Source organism: Enterobacter chengduensis (genome assembly GCF_001984825.2).
GTDB lineage: Bacteria > Pseudomonadota > Gammaproteobacteria > Enterobacterales > Enterobacteriaceae > Enterobacter > Enterobacter chengduensis.
On the sequence record NZ_CP043318.1, the window covers coordinates 4,376,388 to 4,388,826 of the forward strand.

General features: G+C 49.2%; 14 protein-coding genes and 1 pseudogene. 2 read left to right on the top strand and 13 right to left on the bottom strand.

The window, feature by feature from the left end:
- The first annotated feature begins 209 nt into the window (after positions 1-209).
- Positions 210-1,228 (top strand): annotated as a pseudogene (locus FY206_RS21165) (phage portal protein).
- Positions 1,229-1,259: 31 nt separating this feature from the next.
- Here FY206_RS21165 and FY206_RS21170 read toward each other — a convergent pair.
- The 10 genes from FY206_RS21170 to FY206_RS21215 form a co-directional block, all read right to left on the bottom strand.
- The gene (locus tag FY206_RS21170) at positions 1,260-2,000 is read right to left on the bottom strand and encodes an HIRAN domain-containing protein (protein ID WP_077064483.1); all 741 of its coding nucleotides are present in this window, start codon (positions 1,998-2,000) and stop codon (positions 1,260-1,262) included.
- Positions 1,997-2,911 (bottom strand): HipA domain-containing protein, encoded by a 915-nt coding sequence (locus tag FY206_RS21175; RefSeq protein WP_077064484.1) that lies wholly within the window; start codon positions 2,909-2,911, stop codon positions 1,997-1,999. Before FY206_RS21175 ends, FY206_RS21170 begins: the two co-directional genes overlap by 4 nt.
- A 355-nt stretch (positions 2,912-3,266) precedes the next feature.
- Positions 3,267-4,079 carry a hypothetical protein gene (locus FY206_RS21180; protein ID WP_149067768.1) on the bottom strand — a complete coding sequence of 271 codons (813 nt, stop codon included), beginning with the start codon at positions 4,077-4,079 and terminating at the stop codon, positions 3,267-3,269.
- Positions 4,080-4,098: 19 nt separating this feature from the next.
- On the bottom strand, positions 4,099-4,371 hold the full coding sequence (locus tag FY206_RS21185; RefSeq protein ID WP_048958009.1) for an ogr/Delta-like zinc finger family protein: 273 nt from the start codon (positions 4,369-4,371) through the stop codon (positions 4,099-4,101).
- The gene (locus tag FY206_RS21190; RefSeq protein WP_149067769.1) at positions 4,371-5,132 is read right to left on the bottom strand and encodes a phage polarity suppression protein; all 762 of its coding nucleotides are present in this window, start codon (positions 5,130-5,132) and stop codon (positions 4,371-4,373) included. The genes FY206_RS21185 and FY206_RS21190 overlap by 1 nt, the downstream gene beginning before the upstream one ends.
- A 400-nt stretch (positions 5,133-5,532) precedes the next feature.
- Positions 5,533-8,205, bottom strand: a complete 2,673-nt coding sequence (locus FY206_RS21195) for a TOPRIM and DUF927 domain-containing protein (protein WP_149067770.1) — start codon at positions 8,203-8,205, stop codon at positions 5,533-5,535.
- Entirely contained in the window at positions 8,202-8,585 is a 384-nt protein-coding gene (locus FY206_RS21200; RefSeq protein ID WP_149067771.1) for a DUF5375 family protein, read from the bottom strand. The genes FY206_RS21195 and FY206_RS21200 overlap by 4 nt, the downstream gene beginning before the upstream one ends.
- The gene (locus FY206_RS21205; protein ID WP_149067774.1) at positions 8,582-8,866 is read right to left on the bottom strand and encodes a hypothetical protein; all 285 of its coding nucleotides are present in this window, start codon (positions 8,864-8,866) and stop codon (positions 8,582-8,584) included. Before FY206_RS21205 ends, FY206_RS21200 begins: the two co-directional genes overlap by 4 nt.
- Positions 8,867-8,897: 31 nt before the next feature.
- Positions 8,898-9,257, bottom strand: a complete 360-nt coding sequence (locus tag FY206_RS21210; RefSeq protein ID WP_142631409.1) for a hypothetical protein — start codon at positions 9,255-9,257, stop codon at positions 8,898-8,900.
- Entirely contained in the window at positions 9,250-9,426 is a 177-nt protein-coding gene (locus FY206_RS21215) for a host cell division inhibitor Icd-like protein (RefSeq protein WP_001118612.1), read from the bottom strand. Before FY206_RS21215 ends, FY206_RS21210 begins: the two co-directional genes overlap by 8 nt.
- Positions 9,427-9,601: 175 nt before the next feature.
- Between FY206_RS21215 and FY206_RS25385 the strand changes: the two genes are divergently transcribed.
- Complete coding sequence (locus FY206_RS25385) at positions 9,602-9,778, top strand: YlcI/YnfO family protein (RefSeq protein ID WP_165473091.1); 177 nt, start codon at positions 9,602-9,604, stop codon at positions 9,776-9,778.
- A gap of 30 nt (positions 9,779-9,808) precedes the next feature.
- On the opposite strand, the gene FY206_RS21220 is transcribed toward FY206_RS25385, so the two are convergent.
- From FY206_RS21220 to FY206_RS21230, 3 genes are all read right to left on the bottom strand, one after another.
- Positions 9,809-10,000, bottom strand: a complete 192-nt coding sequence (locus FY206_RS21220; protein WP_077064514.1) for a helix-turn-helix domain-containing protein — start codon at positions 9,998-10,000, stop codon at positions 9,809-9,811.
- 146 nt (positions 10,001-10,146) lie between these two features.
- Positions 10,147-10,929 (bottom strand): hypothetical protein, encoded by a 783-nt coding sequence (locus tag FY206_RS21225; RefSeq protein WP_131825686.1) that lies wholly within the window; start codon positions 10,927-10,929, stop codon positions 10,147-10,149.
- Positions 10,926-12,326: a site-specific integrase gene (locus tag FY206_RS21230; RefSeq protein ID WP_077064513.1), complete on the bottom strand. Its 1,401-nt coding sequence runs from the start codon at positions 12,324-12,326 to the stop codon at positions 10,926-10,928. The genes FY206_RS21225 and FY206_RS21230 overlap by 4 nt, the downstream gene beginning before the upstream one ends.
- Positions 12,327-12,439 lie beyond the last annotated feature (113 nt).

A 12,439-nucleotide genomic window follows, 5' to 3' on the forward strand; every position in this document is an offset into this window, starting at 1 on the left:
CCAGCGCTATAACCGGGTTTAACCGTGTATACCATCGTCCCACGTGATATGACGTATTTTCATTCATAAATCCCTTTATTGTATCGAATTTGACACAATGCCCGCCCGCAGTAATCAGGCCGTCAAGCAAATATCGTTGTGCTGTTCATGACACACCTAATCTCTCAAGAATTGTTCACAGCGAGAAAAATATTGATAACCCGGACAAAATTTCCATCCCTGAGGTCACTGCAGCGACAGAGCCGCAGTCCTCTGCAGAATGCTTCACCTTTGGCGATCCCATCCCGGTACTGGACCGGCGCGAACTGCTGGACTATGTGGAATGCGTGCAAATGGATCGCTGGTATGAGCCGCCGGTGAGTTTTGCAGGGCTGGCACGCACCTACCGCGCTGCCGTGCATCACAGTTCACCAATTGCCGTTAAGCGTGACATTCTCAGCAGTACCTACATCCCGCACCGCCTGCTCAGCCAGCAGTCCTTTGCCCGTTTCGTTCAGGATTATCTGGTGTTTGGTAATGCCTATCTGGAAAAGCGTACTAACCGACAGGCGGTGTCCTCACACTGGAGCCAGCGCTGGCAAAATACACCCGTCGTGGCATTGACCCGGACACCTACTGGTTTGCACAGTATGGCTACAACTCGCAGCCCTATCAGTTCGATGAGGGAGGCGTGTTTCACCTGATGGAACCCGACGTTAACCAGGAGCTTTACGGGATGCCGGAATACCTCTCCGCCATTCCCTCCGCCCTGCTGAATGAATCGGCCACGCTGTTTCGCCGTAAGTATTACCTAAACGGTAGCCATGCTGGCTTTATCATGTACATGAGCGACCCCGCCGCCGATCAGAAAGACGTGGACAACATACGCGAAGCGCTGAAAAAATCGAAAGGGCCAGGCAACTTTCGCAACCTGTTTATGTACAGCCCGAACGGCAAGAAAGACGGCATTCAGATCATCCCGTTGTCAGAAGTCGCAGCGAAAGATGAGTTTCTTAACATCAAGAATGTGAGCCGTGATGACATGCTGGCAGCTCACCGCGTGCCGCCGCAGCTGATGGGGATTATTCCAACGAATACCGGCGGATTTGGTGATGTTGAGAAAGCGGCGCGCGTTTTCGTACGCAATGAATTGAGGCCTCTCCAAAAACGTCTACAAGAACTGAATGATTGGCTTGGTGAAGAAGTGATGCGTTTTGAGCCATATGATCTTGACATTAAAGCTGAATAAAAAAAAGCCACCGAGAAGGTGGCTTTTTTTACTATTCAATATCTTCGAACTCATCCTGAAGAATCAACGAGGATTTACAGTCTGGGTTTAGTGTTCCAGATAACTTGCATAGCAAACGATAATTATGTGGAGCATCGTCACTGATTTGTTCAACTGATAATCTGACCGATTTCGAATCGTTCAACAGCATTTTCTTGATGTCGTTACTCAGATATCTTGGACAATAGCCGACAATTTCAGCTGGCTTATCAGCGCGAACAACAACAGCATCACCGTCGTATTCATTTTGAAGATCCAAACAAAGCCGCAAAGTCTGGCCTGGTTTAAGCTCTGACACTCGATCATTAGCCATAGAGTTCAAATAGCTTAATCCATGCAAAAAGAAGAAATGCTCAAACTTACCGTTTGAATCGACTTCAATTTTTTTGAAGATCTGCAGTTGATCAGTGCTTCGCAATCCGCCAGATCGAGCCAAGATGTCAATCGGTGTCACGCTATCATCTTCAAAACCAAGCCACTTAATGAAACGCGGAAACTCCGGGCGTCTTGGTGATAAAAGCCTGTTTTTAAAGAGAGGGAACAACTCCTCCGACACGTATGTTTCACGGACATCATTCATGCCGCTGAATTTGGTAAATTTGGAGGACTTAAGAGCACCTTTGGTGTACTTGAAGACATACCCCGAGTTGCGCTCTTGCAAATTGCCGACGACATGCCAGTCTCGGGTATCTGGTGCCTGCCATGCGACATAAACGGAGTTTGTGTTAGTCATTCTAATAGCCTTCTACGATTTTCCAATACCATGAGTGTTGCAAATTTGCGTGCGCTATCGGAGATACACGATGACGGCACCTGGTTAAACACATCCGTAATGGAATCTTCTGTTAAATCGCTCAGCTTACCCAACCAATGGTCGCGAGCTGTAAGTCTACCCTCAACAGCATGCTGAAATGCTTCAACTGTAAACAAGGGTTTTTTATCGGTTTTTGCTTTGAAAAGCTCTGAACGAGCTTTATTTACAAAGCATGGGATTTGACGATTTTTATCTTTGGTCGTAAGTCTTTCATCACGTTCATCATCTAACATCTCCCTTCCCAAACTGGCAGCATGATCATACGTTGGACATAAAAACTGCTCACCAGTTTCATTATTAAGCATAATCGCCCAATTTTCATGATGGCGGTCTTGGTTGCTGATTAAGGCATCAAGCATCAAATATCCACAGAACACATCAGCTGCATTCAATCCATCAAGCATATAGGAACTTGGGGGGGGTTGGATTGACTCTTTATCAAGGCAACCTAAAACCCTTGTTACAGTATGCTCTCGAACCCTTACAGGCTTTTCCCCAGGCTGTAGAGGTTGAGGATAATCTGCCGTTGAGCTGTGTAAGACCTCATTCCCCATGACCATTCGAAAACCAACTGGGATGAGGTTCTGGCAAACCACACCGAATCTATCATTGCACTTAGCTAAATCATAGCTTGCATGAGGAATGTTCAAAAGATGGCAGAGCTCTGCAGCGCATTTTTCAGACCAATGCTCACCTGTTCCGGGCCTAGAGTACTTGAACAACTGTAAATTTACAGTGTCATGAGAGTAATAAAACCAAAACTTTTCTTTGGTTCCTAACTGCTCCAGATCGTTAGCAACTGGGCTAAGCACCACCAACTGGTAAGGCATATGACGTCCCTGTTTGGCTTAAAAAATTACATTGAACCTATTTTAACCAAACAACGCCAAAAGCCCTAAAGGTTAATAGATGATAGAACAACACTGTATACATGTCCAGTATCATACCCTTTTCATAGCATTTTTAGCTGTAAGCGCGCGCTCGTAGCCCCGCCACGCCTGCCCGCTTTATGGAGTGGTTTTCATGCAGTTGCATGATAGGCTCTTAACCGCGCGTTATCTGGCCTGGGAGGCAAAAATGCAAGTGCATAAAGTCATGCGATTTCATGCAGTATAGACATGCACTCTGGCTACAGACATCAAAAACCCGGCACTGGCCGGGTTTAACTGAGCTGTTCTGTTCAGGTTAAAACAATTTTCTTTTTTTTCTGTCCTCATGTGAGCCTGATACCGGCGCTGAACCGGTCAGGCTCATCACGTCGTCGCGGAATCTCAGCGGCAATATTTCACTCGTCCACTTCAGCATCAGATTAAGGATGAATTCACGATACAGTGTATCTGCATCATTTGTACCTTCAATAATGCCCGGTATATGTGCTGAGCTATCCCGTTCAAATTGTCTGTACTTCATCCTGAGCAGGCTGCTCAATTCAGCACCGTTGAAAATAAAAAAGTCACGCAGAAGCTCATCTATACGCTCTTCCGTGATGCCATGATGGCAGTTTACGTAGGCGTTTGCCTTACGACCGGTCGCGTCAGCCAGTACCGGCAACTGCTCTTCTTTTTCAGTGATCAGACCGGCCAGCTCGGCGGCTGTTTCCTGTTGTTCCAGATACTCAGCCCGAAGAGCTTTCATCTCTGGAGTCACGATACCGCCGTTCTGGCTAAGCAATTCCCTGAACTGGACCCGATTGTCTTTGCTCGCCTGTTCAGTTTCGATCTGATGCTGACGCAGAGCCCTGAGGTTCTCAATAGCTGCATCTTCGGCCTGTCTGGCTTCCACCCAGGCCTGCATTTTTTGGTAAAGGTCAATAATCCGGGACTGCCAGCCGGAGGCAAGACCTTTTGTCAGTGTTTCTGTCTGGCGGGTGATTTCATCTGCAGGCAACCGCATGAGCCAATCCGCATCCTGAAGTGGTTTTTTTGCTCTGGCGAGGAGTGTTACTACGTGTCCGGTTGCGGCCTGAATCTGGTTTTCCGTCAATTGTTGTTCTGTCATATTATGGTTCCTCTCCATTTTATTGTGCATGACGGTCTTTAAGGGTACAGGCCGAACCGTAGCGGCCCAGCGTCTGCGGCTTACGTGCGGGAGAATCATCCTGCGACTCAGGTTCAGATGGCACGGGTTTATGCGGCTTCATAATTATCGTGTCAACGCTTTCCAGCGCTGTAAATGTGCAGGAACATTCAAGATTCTGGCACTGATACCATGAGCGTTTAACCGAAGGTGCTTCATAAGAACTGGTTCTGGCATGGGCCATAGTGCCGCATTCAGGACATTTCAGCGCCATTACAAACCCTCCGATACACTATTGTTTTTTTGCAGCAACATCTGTTCCTGACGTATCTTCATCTTATGCAGGGCAGCAGGGGATAGTTGCTTACTGAAATCCAAACGGGCCGCATAATCCGGGGCTACGCCCGCCAGTTTAAACACAGGGTCCTGGTCCGGCATCGCATCGTTAGTGAGAGCCGGTTTGGTGATATTTTTATGAATAAAGTCTTTCAGCAGTGTGTCCGGGTCATTAACTGAATTCACCACCCCCACAACGGCACTGGCTTCCCGCCCCATTGTGGTTTTGAGCAGGCTCAGTGTCTGGATTAATGCCTTACCATGCGCCTGCATGAAGTCTTCCCAGATTTGCTTTGCGCGAATTTCCACAAGGGTGTTATGTGCGCTGATATACTGCCCGGCTAATTTCCCGGCTTCCTGCGGTAATAAGGCATTTTCGCTTTCCTGAGCTGCCAGCAGTTCATCAAAATCCTCAAGCGTTTCGCGTCCCAGCGCAATTTCCGTGCGCAGCTTTTTCATTTCCTTTGAGACAACGCCCTGACTTTCACGAAACAGCGTGCGCCACTCCTCATTCAGTGCGTTCGTCGTGGCTTCCATTTCAGCCCGGCGCTGGCGGATAGTTGCAATATTATCCGCTGACGCTTTCTGCCGACGACGTGCTTCAAGCCATGCGCTTCTGGCTGTGTTCAGGGTTTCCATTGCCTGCTGCGTTACAGCCGGAAAAGTGGAAAGGTTGTTATTCTCTGCGGTGTTGTTCATGACTTCTCCTGCCGGGTTGGTTCGTTACGTCAATTGTGTCGTGACTGACACAAGCGCACTATCGGCGCTCAGTGTGTGGTGGCTGGCACAACGGGCGTTTGCGGTTATTCAGACGCGGCCATGACAGCCAGCCAGATAAAAATGCCTCTGTTTCAGCCTGCTTTATGTCCCGGATGCGGTGAAACAGGTGGAACAGGTGTTACAGCATTGTTTTGTAAAACATTTATATGCACATCACAGGTGAAACATCGCAGGTAACAAGGTGGAACAGCGGATCGGCTGGCGTTCCACCTGTTCCACCTCACTATTTCAGAAGGTGAAACAGGTTTAGCCCTTGTAAAATACGGGTGTTCCACCTGTTTCACCTGTTACCCTTAATAAATAAGACTCACGCAAAGCCTTAACCCGGCACCTCGCTGTTGAAGACATAGAGTCTGCGGGGATTCATCTCTGGCGGGCGAATGGTTGTCTGCAGCTTGCCATCGGTGGAGGGCAGCAGGTATCCACGATCCGCGCACAGACGCGCCACCTTGCGCGGGTCAAATCCCCGGCAGATTTCTTTCCAGCCGGACGGCATGACGTAGAACGTGGTGACGGCCTCCGTGCCCTGCGCGGTACTGCCTTTCTCCACCCTGCGCCAGCCCACCATATTGCCGGGGCGGTTACGCTCGTCGTGCCAGTCAGCAAAGCGGCTGTACTGATTCGCGGTAAAGAAGCTGCGTACCTGCTCCAGTGCGGCAATATCTTCCTGATTGGCGGTGTGCCCGCGATCTTTCAGCCATGCGTTCAGGCAGACGCGGGTTGCCCGCAGCGCTTCACCCTCAGGCCAGCCGGTAATACCCAGCCGGGTTGCCAGCTCGCCCGCCATCGCCACCAGTGCAAAGCGGTTCACAGCCCGGCCTACCTGATTACCCGCATCTTTCGGGGTCAGGGCGGCTGTATATTCCTTCATCAGTGACTTTGCCTGTGCCGTCAGCCCGTTAAGGTCAGCGGTCAGGGCTTTCAGCCACTCCCTGAACGGCGAACCGTAGTAGCTGGACGTGGCCCACTCCAGATGTTCCGCCAGAGCCTTGCCGCTGTCGAAGCCGTGCAGCTCCTCAAATACGCCAAATTTCCCGGAATCGCTGGGGATCTGGATCATCCTGACTTCCATCCCGGCAAAGGTACGCTCACCGGCTTTTGCCGCATGTTCGGTCAGTGACAGCTCGCCGGTTGAAAAGAACAGCAGCCGCCACTGCTTACGGGTGCGCAGCTCACCGTCCGTACCGGCACGGCCCTTGCCCTGACCGTTTGCCAGCATGTAGGCGATATTACCCGCCTCGCGTCCGTCCACCTCCCGGATCTCATCAAGCATCATGGCGGCATCGTTGCGGCGGCTGGCGCATCCCTCCAGCGCGTTGCCGGTTGCCCGCCACGTCTGCCAGTAGTCAGGCCCGCCGCAGACAGAGGTTGCCGCTTTCATGGTGGTGGTCTTACCGTCCGTCGATTCCCCCTTAAGGTGGTAGCCGCCGCCGTCCATACCAACCAGCCGTAACAGGGGGGCAGCAAAGGCCAGACTGACGGCAAACGCCACGCGGGAGTTGCCGGTGCAGTAACGGGATACGTGCTCCCGCCATTCCTCCGTTGTGCCTGACACACGGAAATCGCGCCCCTGCACGGAAGTGGTCTGGAGAATGACACTTTCCGCACCCTCACCGCTGACCTCATCCTGCAGGACGTAAACCTGACCATGCCACCCGGTACGGCTGACGCAGGTCACGCGGCGTTCCGGTTTACACAGCGAGATATATTCCATCAGGCGTGCGCGGGCCTCGCCGGTGGTGCTGATATAGGACAGCCCGTTAACCAGCAGTACCCGGCGCAGCTCCTCACCGCTGCCGCTCAGCATTTCCATCGGCATCGCCCAGCGGCGGCGCTCACCCCACGTATCTTCCCACTCCAGCAGTCGTCCGAAGTTACCGCCATCGGCATCGCAGGTGATTGCCGTCACGCGCAGCGGGTTGCATATTTTGACGTTCTGGATCTCCGTCTCACCGTTGCGCTGTACCTGTTTTTCATACCAGAGATATTCCTGGGTAAGACGGAACCCGTGCGGCAGCTGCGTGCGGCCCTCCCCGCACAGCACCAGACCGTTACGAAAGGCTTCACGGGCACGGGTTATACCGTGCTCACGATGGAAGTCATTCCAGTCGGCCTTAATCTCTCCCGGTGGCAGCGTCATCCAGCCGCCAACGGCTTTTGCCGCACGTTCAGCAAAGGATCTGCCGGGATTCTCGCCCCCGTCCTGAAAATCGTTATCACCGGCGATGATAATTTTTACCTCAGGCCAGCGTGCCCGCAGCGCCTGTGCGACGTTGGGCAGGTTGCCCGCAGATATGGCAGCCACTACGTACCCGGCAGTGAGCTGGCTTACCGTCAGCGCCGTGGCGTAACCTTCGGTAATCACCACCTGTACTGGCGGTTCAGACGGTAACGGGCTGAGCGCCACAAACGCGCCTTTCATCGTGCTGCCGGGCAGTATGCTTTTTTCACCCGTCGGGGCGATAAGCTGCGCACCGGTCACGGCTCCGGCGTTGGTGGTGAGCGGTAACAGCAGGGAACCGGCAGGAAAATCCTTACCGCTGATATGCTGCACGCTCCCGGTCAGGGAGGCCGGGTATCCGGCAAACCCTTTTCCGGTGAGATAGGGGCTTTCTCCCGTGTGGCTCTCTTTCATCAGCGCCGCCACGGTAAGGCTCATGTCACGTTTAGGGGCTTTTTGCCTGGCAGGCTTAACAGACAGTTCCTGCACATCCGGCACATTAAGCACCTGCGCCACCTCCTGCGCGGCCTTTCTGACGCCGTAACCGGTCATGAGCTTAACCAGATCCAGACCGTCACCATTGCCGCACTGGCTGCAAATCCACGTCCCGCGCCCGTCAAGGTCATCGAGGCGAAAACGATCCTTGCCCCCACATTTCGGGCAGGGACCGTGCCTGCCGTTTTCGGGAACATCAATACGCAGCATCTGCAGAATAACGGGCCATTTCCCCCGCGCGGCGGCTGAAATCTGCGTAACCGTCTGTGTTGTCATACTTCCCCCTGATACAGCGCCACACCTGTGCTGCAGAAGTCATCAAAGGCCGCCGGAAGCGTGCGGTACAGCTCCGCCATCACTTCACAGCCGCGCGCGGTCAGTACCGGCGGCGCGGTCAGCTGTGACGGCTCCAGCATGTCAGTCAGCAGTGCCAGCGCAGCAGCGGCTCCCTGTGCTTCGCCGTACTCGTTAATCAGTGCGCATTCGATATGCAGCGCAATGGCCATTTCAATACGCTCAACCGTCAGGCTGTGCGGACCATACTGATCGCTGCCGGTTTCGTTCAGCGTTTTCTGCCGCCATGCCGACGCAATCGCCCGCCGGTACAGCGCGGTGGTCATTTCTGCCGGGAAAATGGAAACCTGCGGCTGGTTCATCTGGCACCTCCTTCAATCAGTGCGCAACTTTGCGCAATATCCGTCAAATCTGCCCGCAGGTACTCCATCAGCGCGGCGACACCCGGCGCACAGCCTGTATCGAGCGCTCCGACCTGAGACGGGTATTCAGAAAAGAGAAGCTGGAGCAGGTCACAGGCATTCTTTGCGCGGGTCAGCTTTCCGAAACCGTCCTCTGACAACCCATAGGCAAAAGCACCGGTATTGTGTTTTTCAGGCAAAGTGTGGCCCTGAGCACTGTTGTGCCCGTTTGAAATATTCATCATGGATTACTCCGTTTTCAGCGGTGTTTTGTCAGAGAAACTTTGAATAGTGACTGTCGTCAGGTTCAGCAGAACGCCGTAGGCTGCGCTCCCGCCAGCGGGTAAATACCACAGACGGATGTAGTGTCAGCGGGCCGGAGCCGCTACCGCCTGCCGGAGCTGGCGAAGGTTTAAAAAGCGGCGCATCAAACAGGCGCGTATACCGCTGTTCAAACCATGCCAGAGGGCAGGAAGAAAGCTGGTTGTCGCTGTCATGACGTATCAGCACTTCACAGCTGAATTCAGGATTAACCAGCGCCACGGAGGGAGACGCTTCAATTAGTCGGATGATTGTGACGGTCCAGCCACGTTCATGCTGCCAGCGTTCGCCGGGTTGCGGATAATTACGCATGTTCACCTCCGCAGGGAATGCGACCGGCAAAGCTCAGCACATAGTCCGGGGCAAGTCTGCGCCGCGCTGACCGCTCGTTATCTGCGGTGATCCTTAACATCACAGGACGGGCATTGCGTTGACTGCGGTTGATCGCAGCAAATAACCAGGTACACTTCTGTTTAGCCATCTTCGTTACCTCTTATAACGGTTGGTTAAATGCCTCTAGGGTGATTCCACGCAACCTAGAGGCATTGCAACTAGGTGTCGGACACAATGTATTTCAAGGTGTCCGACACGTCAAGTGTTGCAACTGTTCTTTTTTTGGCTATCATTGTCCGACACCTACCTTAAAGGACAAATTAATGGCGACTAAATCTATCAATGCAAAATCAAAAAGATTCGATGTGCGTGTGCCTCATGAAATAGCTGATGCTGTAGAAAAACTTAAAAATAAGGATGAAAGCACAGGCCAATTTGTCGTTGCAGCCCTAGAGGCAGAAATAAAGAAACGCCAATCTGCCATTACCCAAAAAAAATAAAATCCGTGCATGGGCATTACAATGCCCATATTAAGCATGCATTCTTTTTGTTGAGCTTATAAATTCATCTAAATCTGTACGTAAATATATTACCTTTTTCAAACCCGCTTTATAGAATGGTATACAGACTTTACCTGTACTAGCCCAATTCGCCATGGTGGCTGGTGTAACACCAATATATTCAGCAGCTTCCTTTCTTGTGAGTCGTTCTTTCAAGTGCATCGTTATCACCTCTTGTCATGCTGGTTTTGATGATTAGAACGATAAATCGAAAGTTAGCTCAGTAAAAGAATCATTAGCCAAATAGTATGATCATTATAAGAAAATAGGTATACTCATTGGCTAATGATCATTTATAAATCAATGCTTTAAGATGTTATTAACTTGAAGCGTCTTGTATATGGCTCTTGAGGAATCTGACATAACTCACTACGGATATCTTGCACCCATCTCATCAATGTTTGCTTGGAAGGTGAATGCTCATGATTTGCAAAATGTACAGCCAACTTATTACTTAGCGAGTAATGTGATACATCAGGGTATTCTCCAATCGTCAAGCAAACTATTCTGTACACATCTTTATAATTTTGGTTCCTTGGTCCTCTTTTTGTAGAAACTGATTTTTCTGTGCCTTGGAAAACGTCATTATTACTATTCAAATAAGAAGATACGACTCTTCTAAACTGTGACTTATAGTAATCAAGATAAACCTTTCTTAATATTCCATCTTTCAAAATAATTAGAATATCTTCCGCTTGCGAGGTATAACCCTGCTCCTTTAAAAAAACAAACATAGATAACGCGCTCAACTCATGCTCATTAAAAGATAATGAACAATCTTTAGCTGCTAATTTTATATTATTTAACACAAAATCAAAGCCTAAAATATTACCAGAGAAATCTCTTCCTTTTGTATTTTTCAAGACCCTGTCAAAATTGAACTTTATATCTCTTTTAGATGCACTTTCAATAATAGCAAGCAACGTTTCGAATACAAAATTTGTATCGTAATGGTTAATTAATGATTGATTTACTGCATTATTAAAGCATTGAACAGTTTGAGGTGATAATATTCCTGACTGTTCTGAACACCCCATCAAAGCCTTTATAGTTTCGTTTATAAATGGCTTAACATTCAAATCAGTGTTCATTTTCTCTCCCTTAGTAATTCTTCAAGAAGCTTAGATTTATCTTCATCAGATAATTTAGATAACAACTCCTTAGTATTGATAAATGGAATTTGAATGCCAGCCTCTTGCATAATTTTCAATTCTATCCTTGCAGCTGGCTCAACTAATTCTTCGACAGGAAGACTTATATAACCAGCTGTCACATCTGAAACCCTGCCTGATTTGTGATTCATAAGCCTTTTCAAAATATAAGTTCCTACACCACTCAACTCTGCTATTGTTGCAAATGTACGCCGAGCATCATGGCAAGTGAAATTAATAGGTGGCTCACCTTCAAATTCACCTGATGCTGTAGCCATAACAATTTTATCTATAACTTTACGGGGATCGGTGATCACTCCACCTCTCAATGCAGGGAAAACAAATTTTGAGTTTTTGTTTTTAAAAGCTAGACGTCTTTCAAAAATAGCCTGTAATGTTTTAGTAATGGGTAATTCTAACGGTTCCCCATTTTTAGTTTTATCAATCCAAAAATAACCACCTGCTAAATTAACTCTTTCCCATTCAAGTCCGAATACTTCACCTCTTCGTAAACCAGTAAATAGTGCCATATCGATAGCATCACAGATAGATAATGCGTGATCATCCCTTATGTTCATAGCATGCTTTCGAACAAATTCAACGGACTTCAACCAACGACCTAAATCTTTATTACGAATACGTGTATTCTTTCTGACCAAGCCATGCCATTGCCGCTTGCTACTTAAAACTACCGTTGGTGGCTCAGGGAGTAATTTGCTACCAAGTTGATCTCTATAGTTATCATTTGCAAAATTATAAACAGCTCTTAATGCACGGCCCCAAAGATCAGCTTGAGAGCGGCTACCCTTACCTACTCCTGTTCTGAGTTTAGATAAGCGTTCCCCAAACCAAACAGTACCATCTGTAATATTTTTATGACGGTTAAATACATCGTCACGTGAGATATTTGCCATAGGCCTATCTAACCAATCACCAGAAAAGTTCTGTAATAGTCCTCGATACTGATTCGCAGTTGCCGATTTGAGTCGATGCCCACGAGTCTTGATGTACAACTCAAGAGCGTCACGCAGAGTTACATTAGAAAGACTTTCCTCACGAGATACAACATTTGGGTTTTGCCCTGTCATACCAATGTCACCAAGCTTATCCAAAGCCTTAGCTCTAGCTTGCTCAATCGTGATTTCAGGAAATCTCCCTAAGCTCGCACGAATGAATGCGCCTTTGACTTTCCTAACTACGCAGAAAGTTTTGATTCCTGAAGCTCCAACTCGTAACCGCAGCCCTTTGACGTGAGAATCATGATAATCAACTTGTTTGCCTTTAGGGGCTGCTGGTAGCTCTGCAAGCTTTGACTTTGTAAACTTGAATGGTTCCACGACGCGGTATCCTAGATTCTTAAAAATCGCCTTAAAATCGCTTGGCCTAAGCCAGGATTCCCTTAGGCTACCTCACATCATGATTTAAAGGGAACTACGTAGAATCAAGGTTA